Here is a 20,766-nt window from a genome sequence, read left to right as displayed (position 1 = left end):
GCATCTGCTTAGGTATGCATCATCCTTGTGCATGTGCAATCATGGTTAAGTATTTTTGAATTTATCTTTTTTAGATTTCTTCAAAATAAAAAGGCCCAATGTCAGCATTGGGCCTTTCCTGTGATGTTTGCAAACAGCTGCTGTCGCTTTTAACCTGCTGCTTTATAAAATGGTATCGAGCCATTCACAGTTGCACGATGCATAATGCGGTGCGCATCGCCATAGTCAAACAGCGCTTTGTGCTGCGTACAGCGGTTGTCCCAAATGGCAACATCACCTTCTTGCCATTTCCAGCGTAAGTGAAATTCTTCCTTCACCGCATGTTCAAACAAGAATGTCAGCAACGCATCGCTCTCTTGTGCATTCAGTTCGTTAATATGCGTCGTAAAACCTTCATTCACAAACAACACTTCAGCACCAGTTTCAGGGTGTGTACGCACAACTGGATGCACTACTGGCGGGTTTTTACGGAAACTATTTTCAAGCCTTTCGCGGTCTACTGCTGTTGCGCCAAAGCGCTCTAATGGAAAAGATTTACGAATATCATGTGTTGCTGTTAAACCGCGTAGTTGCTGTTTTAAATCTTCACTGAGCGCATTAAAAGCAGCTGTACCGCTGGCCCAGAGCGTATCCCCGCCAAATTCAGGGATTTTAATGGCTTGCAGCACACAGCCCAATGGCGGTGTTTGACTAAATGTCACATCAGTATGCCAAAGATCATTGTCTCTTAAATCTTGTCTATGGCTATCCAATACAATCACTTCCGGTGCATCATCCATCGCAGGGTAAATCGGATGAATATGCAAAGTACCAAAGGTTTTTGCCAACCTCACTTGCGACTGTGCGCTAAGCGCCTGCTTTCTAAAAAAGATCACTTGATGCTGCAATAGCGCTTGTTTTATTTCCAGCAGCAACGGTGTATCGGCATGGTTTAAATCGATACCTTCAATAACAGCGCCAATGTTTGGATTAATTTGCTTTGCTTGCAATGACATAATTAAATCTTCTTCAATTTCTAAATCTGTTTACAGCTGTTGGCCATACCAAGGCGCCAACTGCTTTTGCAGCCAACGTAAAAATAGCTCAAAACTTACCGCGACAATCGCAATCACAATAATTCCAAGAATCACAGTATCTGTAATTAAGAACTGAGCAGCTGACTGCACCATAAAACCAATACCGCGATCAGCAGCAACTAATTCTGCAGCCACTAGTGTTGACCAGCCCACGCCCAAGCCAATGCGCACACCCGTTAATATGTGCGGCAAAGCTGTAGGTAAAATCACATATTGCAAAACCTGCAAGCGCGTTGCGCCTAAAGATAATGCTGCACGTTCACGGTTTTTTTGGTGGCTGATCACACCATGGGCACTGCTGATAATAATTGGCGCCAAAATTGAAAAGAAAATCAGCAACACTTTGGTGGTTTCACCAATACCAAACCAAATCACCAAAAGCGGTAAGTATGCAAGCGGTGGAATGGGACGGAGTAGCTCCACTAGTGGATCAAATACAGCGCGTACCCATTTGTTCAGTCCCATCCATAAACCCAAAGGTACACCAATCACAATGGCAGCAATGAGTGCGCTAAACACACGGCCAATACTTTCAGCCAAATGCTGCCAAAGCGTGGCTTTCATAAAACCTTGCTGGCTGACTTCAATAAACTTCTGCCATACCGCTGCAGGGCTTGGTAAAAATAGCTCTGGAATGATTTTCAAAGTGGTTACCACAAACCAAAGTACCAGCAAGCTCAACACGCTGCTGATGCTCACAATAAGTGGCAAATTTTTTCTAAATATAGAAATAGAAGAGCTTCTGTTTAATGTTGCTACTTCTGCACGATTTTCGCTGAGATGAGCCTTATTTAATTTTTGAATTTGCGTATTCATATTAAGACTCCACCGCATGTAATTTTTGCGCTTTTAAGCGTTCAAACAACATTTCACGCAGCTGAATAAACTGCGGATCAGATTTAATCACACGTATAGATTCACCTTTTCTATAGCGCTCAGCAAAATCCAGCTTGAGCGTTTCAACAATTGTCCCCGGGCGCGCTGTCATCAGTACCAATTGATTGCTTAACAAAAGCGCCTCTTCAATATCATGGGTAATTAAAAAGAAGCCCTTCTTCTCTTTAATCCATAAATTCAGCACAAACTCCTGCATGCTTTCTCGAGTAAATGCATCGAGTGCTGCAAAGGGTTCATCCAGCAAAATAAATGGTGCATGACTAATCAAAGCACGTGCAATACCGACGCGCTGTTTCATACCGCCTGAAAGTTCCCAAATATTGGCATTTGCCACATGCGACAAGCCCACAGTCCCTAAAATTGATGTGACTTGTGACTTTATCTCTGCACTTTTTAAGCCTTTTAATTTCAAGGAAAATGCTACGTTATCTGACACGTTGAGCCAAGGCAGTAAGGCATGTTCTTGGAAGACCACCGCACGTCTAGCATCTGGGCCAGTTAAAACTTCATCATCAATTTTGACTTGGCCTGCGCTCACCTGCTGAAAACCCGCCAAAATATTTAAAAGCGTCGTTTTACCGCAGCCAGACTCGCCAAGTACAACCGTTAAAGTCGATTCAGGCACGTCCAAATTGATATTTTTTAGTACAGCCACCTCTTGTTCAGGATAGGTCAGGCTAATATTTTCCGCTTTTAAGATACTCATTTTCACATCCTTAAGGCTGAACAAATAAGGCGGTCACATTGCCCTTATAATCGGCTTTGACTTTATCTACTTTGCCTTGGGCTTTTAAAAAGGTCGCTGTATCTAAAATATTCTTGGCAAAATCTGTGCTGAAGCTTTGAGCTTGCTGCTGCTGGTTCAAATAAATATTGCCTGATAGAAGTAATGGAATATCTTTCGCATCAGAACCGGTTAATTGCGCAATGCTATTGATATAAGCAGTATTCGTTTCAAACGCTTTCGGATCTTGATTGTATTCATCTATTTTCTTTAAAGAAGTTTGAACGAAGGACTTTAAAAACTCAGGATTTTGCTCTGCAAAGTCTTTACGAACTACCCAAACATCAAAGGTTGGCGCACCCCATTCTGCAACTTGCTTAGAATCGGTCAGAACTTTACCTGTGGCACTCGCCTTGCTTAAAGCAGGTTCCCAAACATAAGTCGCGTCAATATCGCCACGTTCCCATGCTGCAGAAATTTCAGGCGGGCGCAAATTAATAATTTTGACCTCAGCCTCAGATAAATTCCAATGCTTCAATGCAGAAAGCAGGCTGTAATGTGCTGTAGAAACAAAAGGCACAGCAATGGTTTTACCCTTTAAGTCTTCAGGTTTTTGAATGCCTGATTTATTGCTCACCACTAAGGCTTCTGAAGCACCAAGTTTGGCTGCCACAAAAAATACCTCTATAGGTAAATCACGGCTGGCTGCAGCCGCTAAAGGACTGGTACCAATATTGCCAATACTGACATCACCTGATGCCAAAGCATTTACAACATCGGCACCCGTATCAAATTTTTTCCACTCAATTTTTTGTTGGCTGTCTTTTTCATAGTCGCCATTGGCCTGCGCCACTTTGCTCGGATCAATACCCGTTTGATATGCAATAACCACCGCTTTTTGATCTTTTTGCGCAATTGCAGCCGTTGAAGTGTCAGGAGTAGATTTTTTAGTTTGAAAATAAACAAAAGCAGCAATCGCCACAATGACGATCGCCGTAATAATTAAAGGTTTTGATTTGCTGCTCATATTTTTTCATTAAAAGTGATTACTAATTCACATATTAATGAGTCAGTCTTATGATGAAAAATAAGTTAATTGACAATGTTTAGCACAAATTTGCATTTATCTATTAGTGGAATACTTATTCTTTTATTCACTAAACGTCTAGCAATCAATTTTCTGCGCGGGATCTTTTAATCGTATTTTCACTTCACTAAGATTTCATGGAACATATTACGTAACCATTGATGGCTCGCTTTATGATGACAAGACATGTGCCAATATTGCTTCACACCATAGCTTGGAAAAACAATCGGAGCATCAAAAATTTTTAAATTACCACGTGACAGTAAGACTTCACTGAGATAATACGGCACTGTAGCAATCGCATCTGTATCTTGCACCACCAGCCCAACACCCAAATAACTCGGCAAACGCATTAATATGTCACGCTTAAGGCCCAGACTCATTAATTCATTTTCAATATGATAGTGCCCCATCCCTGCATCAATATCTATATGGGATTCTGCCAAATACTGCTCTGTTGTTAGATGTTCACCTGTTAAACGTGGATGATCCTTGGCAGCAATAACCACATAATATTGCTCGAATAATTTTTGTTGATAAAAACCATTTTCCAAATGAGGCAAAAAGCCCAATGCCAAATCAATCTCACCATTGGCCATTTGATAACTGGTTTCTGTGGTAATTGGGCGAACATTGAGCCTGATATGTGAGGCATTTTTTTTTAAATATTGCGAAATTTTAGGCAATAAGACCAAATGTGATACATCGGTCATAGCTAGAGTAAATTGCTGATCTGAAATCGCTTGATCAAAATCAATACTAAAATTATTGATCGCCTCAATCTTACTTAAAGCTTCACTCACGAGTGGAAAAAGTTGCTTAGACAATTCTGTTGGCAACATTTCATTACCAATGCGCAAAAAAAGTGGGTCCTTATAATGCTGACGTATTTTATTTAAAATATTACTCACGGTCGGCTGACTCATGTCTAAATGCTCAGCAGCCAAAGAAACACTTTTAAATTTGTAAATATATAAAAATACACTTAGAAGCTTACAGTCCAATTCAAACACGTCAGCTTTTTTCCTCAGATTAAATCAGGTTAAACAATACATCCCTGTATTGTTGGTTTAAAGAATCTGCTGAAATAGTACTGCGAATAACCTGCTTTTTCTAGCATTGTTACACATGCTTTGGGCGTAATACATCCTCATCTACATGCGGATTACAAATTTATGTCTATCATGTGAAGCCAACAAAAAACCAGCTAAATAATTCATTCAAATCATTTTAAAATACATTAGCTTTTATTGTTATTTATTCCATGTACACGAGATAATAGCGACAAATACAATAGGATGGATACGTGCTAAAAGGTAAAAAATTAGTCTGTTTTGATTTAGATGGGACTTTAATTGACTCCGTCGGGATATGGAATCAGGTTGATGCCCAATTAATTCAACAATTTTCTCAGCAACAAATCGACTTACACAGCATACAAAAACAACGTGACCAGCAATTAAAAAGCTATAAACATTGTTTAGACTCTTACTTAGAATACTGTAACTTCCTTAAAGAAAGTTATGAGATTTCACAGCTAAGTGCAGAGCAAATTAAAGTACAGCGTTATGCGATTTCTCAGCATTTTCTAGATCATATTGTTCGACTGAAGCCACAAGCAGATCAATTTGTGAAAAGCTTAAAAGCCTGTGGCATAGCAGTTGCATTAACCACCACAACCAGTTTGAATAATGTGAAGCGCTATGCTCATAATAATCAGGCAATTTACAGCAAACTTAACTTTTTACACGATTTTGACTTAGTCTTAACTCGAGAAAGTGTCACCAATATCAAGCCACATCCAGAAATGTATTTGAAGGCGCTACAGCATTTTGGTATCAGCGCTGCAGAATGCTTAATTGTAGAAGACTCACTAATTGGGGTTGAAGCTGCAAATGTTGCTGGTATTGATGTAATTGCAATTCAGGATGAGTATTCGATCCATGAAGCCACCGCAATAAAACAGCGCGTCAATTATTATGCCCCTCATTTTAAGGCTCTGTTGCAGTTCGTTGACATAAATGCCATTCATCTAGACCATAAAAAAGACATCTACTTTTAAAGCAGATGTCTTTGAATGCAATATTTATCTTTTACGCAATGCATTCATATTTGAAACAAAGCGCAACTTATAAATGAAACGGCTGAGTTAAATGACAGCTGCATTATTTCGAATATTATTCATTGCGTTATACACTTCAGTTTTGCCGACCAAAATCTGCTGATTAATAAAGCGATGTATTCCGTCTAAGTCATCAAGTTGCTTAAAGTTATCTCGAATCATCTGATGAATCGTAACACCATGAATGGTTTCATCTAAAGAAATAAGGTTATGGAAGGTATGAATATTTTGCGCTTCCAAATCTTTACTGCTGGTTTTAACCAAATGTAAATACCATGCTTTCGGATAATTGTAGTGATATTTTAGATTCACTTTTTCCGCAATAATGCCAATATCTACAGGCTTATTCACCGACTTCAAATACGCCACAATATCTTGATGAAGTTTATGAATGTCCACATTTTTATAGGCTTTTTGCGGTGTGGTGTATTCCAATGCGGCTACACGTACTACAGAACCTGCTTGCATAAGCTCATTTAAATATAAAGATGCATGGTTTTGTGAGCCACTACGGATTTTTTTAGCAATATCATCACGTGTGAGTGGACGGCTACTTTGTTCCAGCCAATTCAAAATGGTTTGTAATTGACTTTGAGGCTTAACTGCTTCATTTAAGCTAATCGTGTCGGCACCCGATTTACCTGTAAAGTAAATGCCATGCTCCACCCCCCAGTTACGAATAAGGTGGCGAATTTTAAAATAATCATATTGTTTTAAAGTATCACTTACTTCATACGCTTCCATACGTAAATGCATAGACTGTTGCTGCGTTTGCTGTGACAAAATCGCTAATACTTCTTTAAAGATCAGTTCTTGATCCGCAAAACTGATATTAAATTCATTAATATGGCAGTACGCACCACGGTCAGACTGGTAGAGATAGTTTTCTTCAACATCCTCATTAATTGAATGATCGAGGCGATGTGTGCTTAATTCAACTTTGCTATAGCCTTCTTGGTTCGCACGTTCCAAAATTTCTTTAAAATTTGCACCATCTTTAAAATGCAATGCAGCATGTACAACCGCATACATTTTATTTAAGTTCTTCGGGTAAATCCCTGGTGTTTTAGTTTGGTCAGAAAACAGAATATCTGCATTTTCTGCTGCATTATGTATTGCATTTTTTGCAACGCGTTCCGTACAACCTGCTAAATCTACAATCTGATGAATTGCGGTATCCCACGGCATAGGTGCCTTGTGATGAAGAAACCACTCTTGAAGTAGACTGTTTACATTAATGTTTGGCTTGATAATGTGTACCAGCTCATTTTTATCAAATGAACACAGAAGCTCTAAAAAGTTAAGTAAATCATTTTGATTAGAAAAATGCGAAGCTAATTTAGGATATAACTGCATAAATTCGCTGTCTGCATTTTGGTTTAAATTTTCCCAAATCACATCCACCGAGATACGAACTCGTTCACGTAAGTTCTGAAATGCATTTTTTTCGACTTGGCGAATTCGTTCACGTGTAAGGTCTAAGCTTTGCCCCACTTGTTCTAAAGTCTGCCCCACCACACCGTCGATCCCACAGCGTGCTTTAATAATCGTTACTGAGCGCTCTTCTGCATGGTTAAGAAATGCTTCTAAATCACGATTAATAAAATCATCCATTTCAAAGGACGTTAAATTGCTCGCATCATCTATCATGAAATAACCACTTTGATAAGCTTGCGGAAGTAAATCTTTCGTCTTATCAAAAGCATTGGTTACATCAAGCAATTGCATAATAATAGAGGCTTTGATTGAGTCGGCAGGTTGGCTATTCACTTTGGTGTTAAATGCATGATGCATCACCACATTCATCATAAATTTAAGATCAATGCTTTCATTTTCTACATTTAACCAAACACCCAGTTTATCTAAAAATTTAATTTGATCAGATGAAAAACGTGCCTTAGATAATTTGAGCGCCCCCAGTTCTGGATAGTCAAAAACAGAATTATTCACTGGTTTGACGTCAAGTAAGTTACGCAGTTTAGTACAAATTTTTTCTCGACGTTGCTGACAGAACCATTCAAATTGATTTAAATCTTGTGGAATTTGATCAATTAACTGACTAGTTAAATAAAGTTGCTGCGAACTGAGATTGCCCATAAAAAAGCTTTCGAGCCATTGAGCTGGTTGAGTCGCATTTTTTTGAATATTGACCGATTCAGGAATTAACTGCAAATTCACCACTGTATTGGCTAGGTTCTGTAGCTTATTACTCCCATCATTTACAATTTTTAACTTCTGCATTTTTTTAGGTGTAAAAATGCTTTTTGGATAAATATGATCGATATGTGTTCGTACAAGTTGACTATCAGGAAACACTAATAACAATAAGGCTTTAATTTCATTATCTTTGCCGTATCGTAACTGACATAAATTCTGCACATCTTCTTCGTTAAAGCTTAAGGCTTTATCTTTTTCTAACATAGCCTGTTTTACAGCTTCGTATGGGAATACTGTAGCAGTTTTTCCAATTGCCTTACGGATATGTAAAAGTAGACTCTCAAGATTACTCGACCAAATGCCTTTTTTAAGCAGACTTTCAATCAGCCAGCGCTTCATTAACTGAATATCATTGCTATCAATTTTGATTTTTGCTTTATCTAAATCCAAATTGACACAATATTTATGATAAACAAAATATACGATAGGCAATATCGCAACATCATGAATCAACGCTTTATGATCAAAGCCAAATTCTTTGAGTAATTCCGAACTGCTAATAAAGCCCAGTTTAATTTGTTCCCAATTATTTTCCATTACCCGCATATTGTCTTTATTAAAGTTGGATAATTTAAAGCTTAAATTATTGACTTCAGACAACATAATTCCTGCACGTAAAATTAAATCTTTACTAAATTCAAATTCAGTATTTTCTTCAATCTCTTTTAACAGCTCATTTATTTCATCTCGCGCATTGAGAGTTGACCACTGGGTAACGGCTTTGTTGCATAGAGTCTTTAAAGGTAGAGTTATCCTAAGTCACTAAAATTTAAGGCATAACTTGGGTATGTGGTCGGCCAATTTCCGTAAATTTATTTAATAGGGCTACACGAGCATGAATTTCATTTACTTGACTGGGAAAGCTTCTTGCCATTAATTTTTCGCCTAATAATTTGATGCAATGCATCTTGGTTTCAACCAAACTGCGACGGTGATAGCCTGACCATTTTTTCCATAGTGTCCTGCCTAAACGTTTAACGGTTCGAAGTAATTCATTTCGCTCTAGCGAGCTAATCTTTGTATCTTTCCAAGGTCTCGCATTTTTTCTTGGTGGAATCACCGCATGCGCTTGTCGGTCTGCGATTAGCTGACGGCATTGCTTGGTGTCATAAGCCCCATCAGTATAGATGGAGTCAATCTGTTCTTCTTCTGGAATCTGATCAAGTAAATCACCAAGCACCTGTGAATCATTCACATTGTTGGTTGTGAGCTGAATAGCACGTATTTGAAGGGTTTCAGCATCGATACCAATATGTAATTTACGCCATTGGCGACGATTTTCAGGCTGATGTTTTTTACGTTTCCATTCACCTTCACCTAAAAACTTTAAGCCAGTAGAATCGACAAGTAGGTGGAGACCATTACTGCTTTTTTGATAATTAATTGCAATATCAATATGCTTTTGTCTTCTACAAATAGTGGAATAATCTGGGGCTGTCCAATCTAATCTACAAAGATGAATGAGACTTTGAACAAAGCCATTGACCATACGTAAAGACAGACGGAATAGAGATTTAATCATCAGACAGCATTGGATAGCAGCATCAGAATAAGTTTGATTGCGACCATGTTTACCTTGTGACTGTGCATACCATTGCGTTTTCGGATCAAACCAAATCGTTAATTTACCACGATTGATCAAAGCGCGATTGTAGGATGACCAATTGGTTGTACGATAAATTTTAGGTGTGGGCTTATTCATTTTAGAATTATATTGCTGAATAAGCCCTTAGAGGTAGGTTTGTGCAACAAAGCCCTTCTAAAATAAGTCTTTTTAGTTCGACTTTAATTTATTTAATTCAATCTAATATGATGATTTATTTTAATAAAAAACTCAACTTTCATTTTTAAAGATATTTTTTTAATCGATTTTACTATTTTATGCACTATAAGTTAAGATTAACTAATTAATAAAATAATCTATACAGCTTATCTTTAAATTTAAAACTTCATTCTGCTACAGAATCAATTCTATAAAATACAATAAATGTATTCATACCCATATAAAAAGCCCGAAGAGTTCGGGCTTTTTATTAACTAAACAGTTTTATTAAGCTGTTTTCATACTACCAGTTTCTTCAAACTGTGCATGCCAAGACAGTGCTTCATTTAATAAGTGTGGGGTTTGTCCCCCATGCTCACATGCACGCTCGAAATAACTTAATAAAGCTTCACGATAATCAGGATGTGCACAGCACTCAATGACTTTACGTGCACGCTCACGAGGTGCAAGTCCACGTAAGTCTGCCAAACCTTGTTCAGTCACCAAAACATCCACATCGTGTTCAGTATGATCGGTATGACTCACCATTGGCACTACAGATGAAATTGCGCCAGCTTTTGCAATCGATTTAGTCACAAAAATTGCAATATGCGCATGGCGAGTAAAGTCACCTGAGCCACCAATGCCATTCATCATTTTAGTGCCCGTCACATGCGTCGAATTTACGTTGCCATAAATATCAAACTCAAGTGCCGTATTAATTGCAATAATGCCTAATCGACGAATAATTTCAGGATTATTTGAAATTTCTTGTGGACGTAAAACGATTTTGTCTTTGTATTGATCAAAATTTTGCATCACTTTTTGTGCACAAGATTCTGACAACGTCATAGAACAACCCGAAGCAAAAGTCATTTTTCCTGAATCAATCAGCTGGAAGGTGCAATCTTGTAAAACCTCAGAGTACATTTCTAAATTATTAAAATTAGAATGTTCAAAACCAGCAAACACGGCATTGGCAATTGAACCAACACCCGACTGTAATGGCCCTAAATTTTCAGGCAAACGGCCTTGTGCAACTTCTGCTTCAAAAAAATGAATCAGGTGTTTCGCAATTGACAGCGTATCTGTATCTGGCTCATCCATACCAAACTGTGTGTCGGGCAAATCATTCAGTACAATGGCTGCAATTTTTTCAGGGCTTACGTTAATTCCAATGGTACCGATACGATCACCCGCTTGAGTGAGTGGAATCGGGCCACGATTAGGGCGCGCTTTCGGTAAATAAATATCATGTACGCCTTCAAGAACTGGATTGATCGTATTATCAATTTCGATAATCACTTGATCTGCCATTTCGATGAAGTTCGCTGAGTTACCACAAGAACCCGTTGGAATAATTTGTCCATCTTCAGTAATTGCAGTCGCTGCAATCACTGCAACATTAATACTTGGTAAGTTATGATGACGAATATTATCAGCCATTTCAGATAAATGCTGATCGATATACATCACTTCACCATTGTTAATGGCCTTACGTAATGTTGGGTCTGCCTGATATGGATAACGGCGTTGAATGGCATGTGCCTGACTTAAGCGCCCATCAATACTATTGCCTAAACTTGCACCTGTGGCCAAAGTAATACGTAAAGGATGAGCAGCCGCGTGATCTGCCAAAGCCAAAGGAACTGTCTTTGCCTCACCGGCACCACCAAAACCACTTAAACCCACTACCGAGCCGTCTTTAATTAATTCAATCGCTTGTTGCGCAGACATAACTTTGTCGCGAAGGGAGATTAAGCGAATGCGATCTAAACCGTTCATAATAAAAATCTCATAATAAACATCAATTATTCAACCACCCCAGCGTACTGAGACGGTGTTACAGCTTGCTTATCTAAAAATTTAAAACGATGATGAATTATATTAATTCAATTGCAATCGCAGTCGCCTCACCACCACCAATGCACAGTGCAGCGATGCCTTTTTTGCCACCCGTGCGCTTTAAAGCATGCATGAGTGTCACAATAATACGTGAACCCGATGAACCTAATGGATGACCTAGTGCGCATGCACCGCCATTTACGTTCACTTTCGCTTCGTCGAGCTTAAAGCCATCTATCGCAAGCATCGTCACCATGGCAAAAGCTTCGTTTACTTCCCAAAGGTCAACTTCGTCTGCTGTCCAACCTGCTTTTTGTAAAGCTTTCTCAATCGCTCCTACTGGTGCAATTGTAAACTCAGATGGATGCTGTGAATTTGTCGCGTAAGCAACAACCTTAGCCATTGGCTTTAAGCCACGTGCATTTGCTGTTTCTTCAGAAGTAATCACCAATGCCGAAGCACCATCTGAGATTGAACTCGCATTCGCAGCAGTAATTGTGCCGTCTTTTTTAAATGCTGGACGTAAGGTTGGAATTTTTTCTGGTTTTGCACTCAAAGGCTGTTCATCAGTATCAACAACCACATCGCCCTTACGTGATTTTACTGTAACAGGTGCAATTTCAGCCTTGAAATAACCACCATTTACAGCCGTTACCGCTTTATTCAAAGAGTTAATTGCAAATGCATCTTGCTGCTCGCGGGTATAGCCTTTTTTATCGGCCATTTCCTGTGCCAAAATCCCCATAGAAAAGCCAGTTTCAGCATCTTCTAAACCTTCTTGGAACATGTGATCCGTGGTTTTACCATGCCCCATGCGATAGCCTGAGCGTGCTTTTTCCAGTAAATATGGTGCATTTGACATAGACTCCATGCCACCTGCAACCACAATTTGTGCAGAGCCCGCTTTAATTGCATCGGCTGCTTGCATCACAGCTTTCATGCCAGAACCACAAATTTTATTAATTGTGGTCGCGCCTGTTGAATCAGGTAAACCTGCAAGTCGCATTGCTTGACGTGCTGGGCCTTGTTTTAAACCTGCGGGTAAAACACAACCAAAAATCACTTCATCAATATCAGTTGCCTGTAAACCTGAACGTTCCACAGTTGCTTGAATCGCAACAGCGCCTAGCTCTGGTGCTGTACATGATGAAAGTGAACCCTGAAAACCACCCATCGCTGTACGAACGCCATCAACAATAACAATCATTTTTATACCATCCTGTATTTATACATCTTGTTTACCCTAAGAAGCTTAATTCTTCTTAGGGCATTTCCATCTATAATCGTAAACTGTTTTTTAATTATGCTTGTGCAGTAAAGTAGTCTTGCGGTAATTGCATAATTAAATCAGCACCTGCGTAAATACGCTCTGCGCGTGCAGCTAAGTCTGGCAGCACTTTTGCAACATAGTAATCTGCAAGCACAAGTTTATGTTGATAGAACGGCTCTGCTTTCACACGAGCAGCTTCATGAATACGTGCATACATATAAACAAAGCTGAGTAAGCCCACAACATGTAAGTAATCCACTGCCACAGCATTACTAAAGTTAGGATTTAACTTCGATTGTTCAACAACAAATTGCGTTAATGCTTCTACTTTCTCACATACATTCAAGGCTGCTTGTTTTACTTTTGAATCTGGCATGTTATTGCTAAATTCGCGAATTTCAGCCATATACTCTGCAACAAATGCACCTGAGCATTTCGTGGTTTTACGGCCAATTAAATCAATCGCTTGTACACCATTAGTGCCTTCATAGATTTGTGCAATACGTAAGTCACGAATACACTGTTCCATGCCCCATTCACGAATATAACCATGTCCACCAAAGCACATTTGAGCTTCTAAAGTAGCTTGCAATGCAGTATCAGTTAAATAGGCCTTAGCAATTGGTGTCAGTAATGCAACACGGTCATTGGCTTTACGAACAGCCTCAGCATCGGTTGAGTATTTTGTGATATCTAATTGCTGACCTACATATACGGCAAACGCACGTGATGCTTCATTATTTGCACGTACATTGAGCAACATACGGCGTACATCACCATGTACTAAAATTGAATCAGCGGGTTTTTCAGGACTTTGAACACCTGTAGCTGCGCGACCTTGTAAACGATCTGTCGCATATTGCGCTGCATTTTGATAAGCATATTCTGAAGCACCAATACCCTGAATACCCATTGATAAACGTTCATAGTTCATCATAACAAACATGCCAGCAAGGCCTTCATTTTCATTGCCAACCATGTAGCCTTTAGCACCATCAAAGTTCATCACACAAGTTGCAGAGCCTTTGATGCCCATTTTGTGTTCAATTGAACCTGCGGAAACGGCATTGCGCTCACCTAATGTACCGTCGGCATTGACCAAAAATTTCGGCACAATAAACAACGAAATACCACGTGAACCAGCAGGTGCATTAGGTGTTTTTGCCAACACTAAATGAATAATGTTTTCGCAAAGATCATGCTCACCGCTGGTAATAAAAATTTTGGTACCCGTAATATTGTATGAACCATCATCATTCGGTTCAGCTTTGGTTTTAATAATCCCTAAATCTGTACCAGAGTGAGGCTCTGTCAAACACATCGTACCTGACCATTCACCTGTATAAAATTTTGGTAAATAGGTTTCTTTTTGTTCTTGAGAAGCACGGTCATTAATGGCCATCCCCGCGCCAACTGTGAGTAGCGGATAAAGCATAAATGATGGATTGGTACTCCAAATCATTTCATCTGCCAACACAGTGAGCATTTTTGGCATACCTTGGCCACCCCATTCTTCTGGAGCACCTAAACCTACCCAACCACCTTGCGCAAATTGATTAAACGCCTCTTTAAAACCTTCAGGTGTTTTTACTTCACCTAGGTTAAATTGAGCACCACCTGATTCATCAGCACTACGGTTAAGATCTAAAATGACATTTTTAGAAAATTTAGCCATTTCTTCTAAAATTGCATTTGCGGTTGCAACATCTAAGTGCGCTAAATTTTCGTTGGCTTGCCAAAACTCATCAGCTTTAAATACATCATTTAAGATGAAGTCCATGTCTTTGAGTGGTGCGTTATAAATTGGCATTTAATAGTCCTTAATTTATTACATGCTGATGCGAAGCTTCAGCTTTTTGCAGATAACAGTCAGCTATAAGAAAATACTTGGCATTTCTTAGGCTTAAAATTTAAATTTCTGAGAGCGATACGGTCAGATAAATTGATCTGAAACAGTGTTAAAAACGTGCTAAGACAATAGAATAATTTATTTTAAAATGGAATTTTATTTGCCAAATATGACCTCAAGGGTTCAGTTTTCTTGACATTGGGCGCTAATACTACAAGATTGTTCACATATTCTTCATCTTTGTATTAAACGGCTATTTTTAGTTCAAAATAGAATACACTGCTCGACCTTAGTGTTATTTTAGCAAGCATTAAATCACCGTAATCTTCTATCATATTCTCCATTGATGTATTTGGAATAAAAATGACTACAGTACGCCAACAAAATTTTCTACAACGCAAAGAGAAAATTTTAGCGATGGCCGAAACGTTATTGCTAGACAACAATCAGGACATTACTTTAAGTGAATTAGCAGGCGAATTAGATATTGCTAAGGGCACGATTTACAAACATTTTAAAAGTAAAAACCAGCTGTATTTAGAATTAATTATTTTAAATGAGCAACGTTTGCTAGAGATTTCCAAAAAATATAATCACGATATTAAAACCTATGTTTCACAATACATGCTCTACAACATGCTGAATTCGAATCGAACGATTCTTTTGCATGTAATTGAAGAACGCCTAACAAATAATGAGCGCAAACTCAAAGACTTATTTGAAGAGCTTTATCATATTCGTGAGCAACGAATACTTGAAATCAAAGATTTGTTTGCGCACCATCTCAAAGAAACCAACAGCATGATGTCGATTCGTGACTATTTATCCTATATTTGGACGGTCACTTACGGCGCTTCACTTTTATTAAACTCAACGCACTATCAAAAATCGATCGGTTCACGAGAGCGCTTAATTAAACTTTATGTCAATCAAGCACTGATGACACCAGATAAAATTGCAAGCCAAAACAATTAAGTCTTGTTCTTTCTACATTTATCAATGCTGTTCAAAGTAGCACAATTTTAAAAATGGCTAATTTTGCACACAATAAAGCCCAGTTAAACCGGGCTTTATTGACAACAGTTAAATTATTTAGCTCGTAACCATTAAGCCAATTGCACTGCTGGAAAGCCATCTTCCGCTAAAACCTCTAAAAGTTTTTGCTGTTCCGCAGTACTATCAACTTCCACAATTTTACTTGCAACATCAATATTTACTGTCGCATTTGGATCAAGGTCTTTAATACTCGCAGTCACGCTACGTGCACATCCGCCACAGGTCATTGCATCGATACGTAGTTTCATAGCATTTTTTCCTCATGTTTGTTGTGTTAAACAAAGCTATACAACGATATTTAAAAACTTAAAGCTTCCAATAGGGTGAAGGTCAAGCCCCTAATTCATTCCAAATTCAATTTTATTTAAAATTTCGCATTCAGATTGCTGATTTCCAGCACAACAATGGACAGACTGTTCTAAGTGATCCACCATGGTTTGTAAATCTACAATTTTTTGTTTTAACGCCAGAATATGCTTTTGAGTTAAATCTTTTACTTCGGCACTTTGTCGGTCGTGGTTTTTCCACAGCTCTAGAAGCTCTTTCATTTGCTCTGTAGAAAAGCCAAGTTCTCTGGCATGTCGAATAAAATGCAAGGTTTTTAGGTCGTCTTCACTGTACATCCGATAACCTGCATCGCTACGTTTAGATGCTGGCAATACGCCAATGTCTTCATAATAACGAATCATTTTTGCAGAAATGCCCGAGTTTTTTGCAACTTGTCCTATATTCATGTGTTAAGACTCCAATTTCATTGGCTTACTATCAGCGATGCTCTGTGCCCATGTAGGCTGATAACGCTTTAAGCGTAGCGCATTACTAATCACAAATACTGAGGATAATGCCATCGCTCCAGCAGCAAACATAGGCGAAAGTAATATTCCAAAAAATGGATATAACAGCCCTGCCGCAACTGGAATTAAAGCCACATTATAAATAAAAGCCCAAAATAAATTTTGACGGATGTTATTCATGGTTGCGGTACTCAAGCCAATTGCAGTTGGTACTGCTTGTAAATTTCCAGACATCAGCACGACATCTGCAGCTTCAATTGCAATATCTGTTCCTGTGCCAATGGCTAAACCAACATGAGCCTGTGCGAGTGCTGGAGCATCATTAATACCATCCCCAACAAAAGCGGTAATGCCATATTTAGCTTGAAGCTGTTTTACGGCATGTACTTTCTCATCGGGTAATACTTCTGCAATCACCGTATCTATCTGCAGCTGTTGTGCAATCGCCTGAGCCGTATGTGCATTATCCCCAGTAATCATGGCAACTTTTAAGCCTTGTGCATGTAAAGCACGGATTGCACTAAAAGTGGTTTCTTTAATTGGATCTGCAACGGCAATAATGGCTACTAAATGCTGATCAATTGCAACATACAGGGGTGTTTTCCCTTGCTCGCCCAGCTGTTGTGCCATGGCTGTAAAGACATCAATATTTAACCCTAAATCAAGCATTAAACGTGCAGCACCAATATGAATTTGCTTTCCATGTAATTCAGCACGAATACCCGCGCCTGTAATTGAATCGAAATGGTCTACATGAAGACATTCAAGTGATAAATCCTGAGCGGCTTGTACAATTGCATAAGCAATAGGATGCTCTGATTTTGCTTCTACAGAGGCCACCCATTGTAAAACTTCATGCTCATTAAAGCCTTCAGTCACCTGAAAATCAGTCAGTTGGGGTTTGCCTTCGGTCAGCGTCCCAGTTTTATCAACTGCAACGACTTGAGTTGCTTTAAGTTGTTGTAAGGCTTCGCCTTTACGAAATAAAACACCTAATTCTGCACCACGCCCCGTACCTACCATAATCGACATTGGTGTTGCCAAGCCCATTGCACACGGGCACGCAATAATCAGTACAGCCACAGCATTGACTAATGCATAGGTAAGACTCGGTTCGGGCCCAACTAAATACCAAACTACAAATGTGAATGTAGCCAATAACATTACGGCGGGTACAAACCATAAAGTGACTTTATCCACTAAGGTTTGAATTGGAAGTTTTGAACCCTGTGCCTTTTCAACCATGTGAATAATTTGTGAAAGCACTGAGTCTTGACCCACAGATGTTGCTTTTACTGTCAAATTGCCATTTTGATTAATAGTTCCCCCAACAACGTGTTGCCCTGCAACTTTTTCAACGGCTAAGGGTTCACCACTAATCATGGATTCATCAATATAGCTAGCACCTGAAATCACTTCTCCATCTACAGGTACTTTTTCACCTGGACGAACTTCAAAGACCATACCAGACTGGACTTGCTCTATCGGCATTTCTATAAAAGTACCATCTTGCATAACACGTGCAGTTTTGGCTTGAATACCCATCAAATATTGTATGGCCTGTGAAGTTTTACCTTTGGCTTTGGCTTCTAAATAACGTCCCAATAAAATTAAAACAATAATGACTGCTGCAGACTCAAAATAAACATGCACCGTACCTTGTGGTAATAACTGTGGCATAAAGAGTGCAATACACGAAAATAGATACGCAGAGAATGTGCCCACAGCCACCAAGGAATTCATGTCTGGTGCTAAACGTAATAAAGCTGGAATCCCATGCTGATAAAAACGACGTCCCGGTAACAGTAAAACCAAACTTGTGAAGATAAATTGGATATACCAGCTATTTTGTAGGCCAATAAAACCATGTATCCAATGATGAAAAGCTGGAATCAAATGGCTGCCCATTTCTAAGACAAAAACAGGAAGCGTAAAAATGAAAGCAATGATTAAATCACGTTTCAGTACCTGCATTTCTTGTTGTTTTTTTTCAGTTCGTGTTGCGTCTAATGCTTGTGCGAGACGAGCTTCATAACCAGCCTTTTTTACTGCCTGTATTAATGTTTCGGGTTGACCACCGTACACCATGGCTTTTTCAGTTGCTAGATTAACAGTGGCATGACTCACGCCATCTACTTTCATTAAAGCTTTTTCCACACGTGCAACACATGAAGCACAGGTCATCCCGACCAGATCTAATTCTATGGGTTGGGTTGCAATACTATAGCCAGCTTTTTCAATCGTTTTATACAGTTGCTGTATATTCAATGAGCTCAAGGCGTTTACGGTAGCTTTTTCCGTGGCCAAATTAACAGTGCTGTGCAGTACACCATCAACTTTATTCAGTGCCTTTTCTACTCGTGCAACACATGACGCACAGGTCATACCTTCAATAGGAATTTCTACTTGTTGGGTTGCAACATTAAATCCTGACCGTTCAATTGCTTGAACAACACGATTAAGCTCAATGGGTTGCTTACTCTCAATATGGGCTTGTTCAGTCGCCAAATTAACCGTAGCATTTTCTATCTGCTCGATTTTATTTAATGCTTTTTCTACTCTTACAGCACATGAGGCACAAGTCATCCCTTCAATATCTACAGTAAGTTGATATTGTTCTTGTTTTTTTTCAGCGCTTGCGGTCGACATATTAAATGCCTCATAAATGATTAAATTAATATCTATAGCTTAAACATTGCCATATTGGTAAGGTCAAGCCATCACCATAAAAAAAACAGGCGCATCCGCCTGTTTTTTTATTTACACATCCAATCATTGATAATGATTGTACGGTCTTAGTCTGCAGAAATATCTTCAAACAGTACTGAAGATAAATAGCGCTCGCCACCGTCTGGTAAAATCACCACAATAGTTTTACCCGCATTTTCTGGTCGTGCAGCCAATTTGGCAGCAGCAGCCATAGCTGCACCACTCGAAATACCCACCAAAATACCTTCATGAGTCGCTGTTTTACGCGCCCATTCAATTGCTTCAGCACTCTCAATTGCAAGTACTTCATCAACTAAATCAAGGTCAAGGTTTTTAGGAATAAAGTTCGCACCAATGCCCTGAATTTTATGTGGCCCTGGTGTTAAAGTTTCCCCGCGTTTTGCCTGACCAATAATTGGAGACTCTGCTGGCTCTACCGCAACCGAATAAACAGGCTGATTTTTCACTTGCTCAAAATAACGTGAAATACCTGAAATCGTGCCACCTGTACCTACGCCTGATACTAAAATATCAACTTTACCGCCAGTCGCTTCCCAAATTTCAGGGCCTGTGGTTAATTCATGAATTTTAGGATTTGCTGGGTTTTCAAATTGCTGAGGCAAATAATAAGTTTCTGGATGTTCTGCAACCAAACGTTCAGCTTCTTCAATCGCACCTTTCATGCCTTTTGCAGGCTCGGTTAATACCAAGTTTGCCCCAAAAGATTTTAAAACTTTACGGCGCTCAATACTCATGCTGGCTGGCATCGTTAACGTAATATCATAACCTTTAGCAGCTGCAACAAAAGCCAAAGCAATACCTGTATTACCACTGGTTGGCTCTACAATATGCATACCCGCTTTTAACAAGCCTTTTTCTTCAGCATCTGCAATTAAAGCAGCACCTACACGGCACTTTACAGAAAATGCAGGATTACGGCTTTCTACTTTTGCCAAAACCGTTGCATCCGACTGAATAACACGATTAATGCGTACAAGTGGCGTATTACCAATAGCCTCCGCATTATTGCTATAAACAGCAACACCTAAATTACTTGGTACTGGAAAAGCACTATCAGTTGTCATGAGTATTCCCTTAATTTTATACATCACTGCAATCTTAAGCATCATAACGCCAATTTGAAAGTGCTGTATATTTTTTGCCTAAAATACATAAATTTGTGCTAAATTTTTAATCGCCTTGTATATTCGTTATTCGATGTAGTAAATAAATGCATCTTTTTGATACATATAATTTTTATTGATATTTATTTTCACTAAAAACCATCAATTATCGGCATTTTTTTACAGCGCCTACGTCAGATAACCGTATACTTATTCCACGCCAAACCTATATGG

At 39.0% G+C, this 20,766-nt stretch carries 16 protein-coding genes; 2 read left to right on the top strand and 14 right to left on the bottom strand.

Annotation, left to right across the window (positions count from 1 at the left end; genetic code table 11):
• Positions 1-149: 149 nt before the first annotated feature.
• The 5 genes from tauD to C9E88_RS07955 form a co-directional block, all read right to left on the bottom strand.
• On the bottom strand, positions 150-995 hold the full coding sequence (tauD, locus tag C9E88_RS07975; RefSeq protein ID WP_106984423.1) for a taurine dioxygenase: 846 nt from the start codon (positions 993-995) through the stop codon (positions 150-152).
• Positions 996-1,025: 30 nt separating this feature from the next.
• Positions 1,026-1,892 (bottom strand): taurine ABC transporter permease TauC, encoded by an 867-nt coding sequence (tauC, locus tag C9E88_RS07970; protein WP_106984424.1) that lies wholly within the window; start codon positions 1,890-1,892, stop codon positions 1,026-1,028.
• A gap of 1 nt (position 1,893) precedes the next feature.
• The gene (locus C9E88_RS07965; RefSeq protein WP_106984425.1) at positions 1,894-2,679 is read right to left on the bottom strand and encodes a taurine ABC transporter ATP-binding protein; all 786 of its coding nucleotides are present in this window, start codon (positions 2,677-2,679) and stop codon (positions 1,894-1,896) included.
• 10 nt (positions 2,680-2,689) lie between these two features.
• Entirely contained in the window at positions 2,690-3,724 is a 1,035-nt protein-coding gene (gene tauA / locus C9E88_RS07960; RefSeq protein ID WP_106984426.1) for a taurine ABC transporter substrate-binding protein, read from the bottom strand.
• Between the two features lie 179 nt (positions 3,725-3,903).
• Positions 3,904-4,797 (bottom strand): LysR family transcriptional regulator, encoded by an 894-nt coding sequence (locus tag C9E88_RS07955; protein WP_106984427.1) that lies wholly within the window; start codon positions 4,795-4,797, stop codon positions 3,904-3,906.
• Between the two features lie 293 nt (positions 4,798-5,090).
• Here C9E88_RS07955 and C9E88_RS07950 point away from each other — a divergent pair, with 293 nt between their 5' ends.
• On the top strand, positions 5,091-5,846 hold the full coding sequence (locus C9E88_RS07950) for an HAD family hydrolase (protein ID WP_106984428.1): 756 nt from the start codon (positions 5,091-5,093) through the stop codon (positions 5,844-5,846).
• A gap of 87 nt (positions 5,847-5,933) precedes the next feature.
• Here C9E88_RS07950 and C9E88_RS07945 read toward each other — a convergent pair whose 3' ends face one another.
• The 5 genes from C9E88_RS07945 to C9E88_RS07925 all read right to left on the bottom strand — a co-directional run bounded on the left by C9E88_RS07945 (position 5,934) and on the right by C9E88_RS07925 (position 14,810).
• Entirely contained in the window at positions 5,934-8,726 is a 2,793-nt protein-coding gene (locus C9E88_RS07945) for a sigma factor-like helix-turn-helix DNA-binding protein (protein WP_106984429.1), read from the bottom strand.
• Between the two features lie 166 nt (positions 8,727-8,892).
• Entirely contained in the window at positions 8,893-9,825 is a 933-nt protein-coding gene (locus C9E88_RS07940; protein WP_137287930.1) for an IS5 family transposase, read from the bottom strand.
• Positions 9,826-10,173: 348 nt separating this feature from the next.
• Entirely contained in the window at positions 10,174-11,670 is a 1,497-nt protein-coding gene (locus C9E88_RS07935) for a succinate CoA transferase (protein ID WP_171406238.1), read from the bottom strand.
• 97 nt (positions 11,671-11,767) lie between these two features.
• Positions 11,768-12,943 (bottom strand): thiolase family protein, encoded by a 1,176-nt coding sequence (locus tag C9E88_RS07930; RefSeq protein WP_106985183.1) that lies wholly within the window; start codon positions 12,941-12,943, stop codon positions 11,768-11,770.
• 88 nt (positions 12,944-13,031) lie between these two features.
• Positions 13,032-14,810, bottom strand: a complete 1,779-nt coding sequence (locus tag C9E88_RS07925) for an acyl-CoA dehydrogenase C-terminal domain-containing protein (protein ID WP_106985184.1) — start codon at positions 14,808-14,810, stop codon at positions 13,032-13,034.
• Positions 14,811-15,212: 402 nt separating this feature from the next.
• On the opposite strand from C9E88_RS07925, the gene C9E88_RS07920 reads away from it, so the two are divergent.
• On the top strand, positions 15,213-15,824 hold the full coding sequence (locus C9E88_RS07920) for a TetR/AcrR family transcriptional regulator (RefSeq protein ID WP_106985185.1): 612 nt from the start codon (positions 15,213-15,215) through the stop codon (positions 15,822-15,824).
• Between the two features lie 131 nt (positions 15,825-15,955).
• Here C9E88_RS07920 and C9E88_RS07915 read toward each other — a convergent pair whose 3' ends face one another.
• The 4 genes from C9E88_RS07915 to cysK form a co-directional block, all read right to left on the bottom strand.
• Complete coding sequence (locus C9E88_RS07915; protein ID WP_106985186.1) at positions 15,956-16,153, bottom strand: heavy-metal-associated domain-containing protein; 198 nt, start codon at positions 16,151-16,153, stop codon at positions 15,956-15,958.
• A 90-nt stretch (positions 16,154-16,243) separates the two neighbouring features.
• Positions 16,244-16,639, bottom strand: a complete 396-nt coding sequence (gene cueR, locus C9E88_RS07910; protein ID WP_106985187.1) for a Cu(I)-responsive transcriptional regulator — start codon at positions 16,637-16,639, stop codon at positions 16,244-16,246.
• Positions 16,640-16,642: 3 nt separating this feature from the next.
• Entirely contained in the window at positions 16,643-19,348 is a 2,706-nt protein-coding gene (locus tag C9E88_RS07905) for a heavy metal translocating P-type ATPase (RefSeq protein WP_106985188.1), read from the bottom strand.
• Positions 19,349-19,494: 146 nt separating this feature from the next.
• Positions 19,495-20,493 carry a cysteine synthase A gene (gene cysK / locus C9E88_RS07900; RefSeq protein WP_106985189.1) on the bottom strand — a complete coding sequence of 333 codons (999 nt, stop codon included), beginning with the start codon at positions 20,491-20,493 and terminating at the stop codon, positions 19,495-19,497.
• Between the last annotated feature and the right edge of the window lie 273 nt (positions 20,494-20,766).

Source organism: Acinetobacter cumulans (assembly GCF_003024525.3).
GTDB lineage: Bacteria > Pseudomonadota > Gammaproteobacteria > Pseudomonadales > Moraxellaceae > Acinetobacter > Acinetobacter cumulans.
Note: the sequence above shows the minus strand (reverse complement) of the source record. Positions and strands in the feature narration are given on the sequence as shown.

Excerpts from the sequence above, each read along its gene's own strand:
- tauD (WP_106984423.1), bottom strand. The coding sequence starts at position 995 with ATGTCATTGCAAGCAAAGCAAATTAATCCAAACATTGGCGCTGTTATT.
- tauC (WP_106984424.1), bottom strand. The coding sequence starts at position 1,892 with ATGAATACGCAAATTCAAAAATTAAATAAGGCTCATCTCAGCGAAAAT.
- C9E88_RS07965 (WP_106984425.1), bottom strand. The coding sequence starts at position 2,679 with ATGAGTATCTTAAAAGCGGAAAATATTAGCCTGACCTATCCTGAACAA.
- tauA (WP_106984426.1), bottom strand. The coding sequence starts at position 3,724 with ATGAGCAGCAAATCAAAACCTTTAATTATTACGGCGATCGTCATTGTG.
- C9E88_RS07945 (WP_106984429.1), bottom strand. The coding sequence starts at position 8,726 with ATGTTGTCTGAAGTCAATAATTTAAGCTTTAAATTATCCAACTTTAAT.
- C9E88_RS07940 (WP_137287930.1), bottom strand. The coding sequence starts at position 9,825 with ATGAATAAGCCCACACCTAAAATTTATCGTACAACCAATTGGTCATCC.
- C9E88_RS07935 (WP_171406238.1), bottom strand. The coding sequence starts at position 11,670 with ATGAACGGTTTAGATCGCATTCGCTTAATCTCCCTTCGCGACAAAGTT.
- C9E88_RS07925 (WP_106985184.1), bottom strand. The coding sequence starts at position 14,810 with ATGCCAATTTATAACGCACCACTCAAAGACATGGACTTCATCTTAAAT.
- C9E88_RS07920 (WP_106985185.1), top strand. The coding sequence starts at position 15,213 with ATGACTACAGTACGCCAACAAAATTTTCTACAACGCAAAGAGAAAATT.
- C9E88_RS07915 (WP_106985186.1), bottom strand. The coding sequence starts at position 16,153 with ATGAAACTACGTATCGATGCAATGACCTGTGGCGGATGTGCACGTAGC.
- cueR (WP_106985187.1), bottom strand. The coding sequence starts at position 16,639 with ATGAATATAGGACAAGTTGCAAAAAACTCGGGCATTTCTGCAAAAATG.
- C9E88_RS07905 (WP_106985188.1), bottom strand. The coding sequence starts at position 19,348 with ATGTCGACCGCAAGCGCTGAAAAAAAACAAGAACAATATCAACTTACT.
- cysK (WP_106985189.1), bottom strand. The coding sequence starts at position 20,493 with ATGACAACTGATAGTGCTTTTCCAGTACCAAGTAATTTAGGTGTTGCT.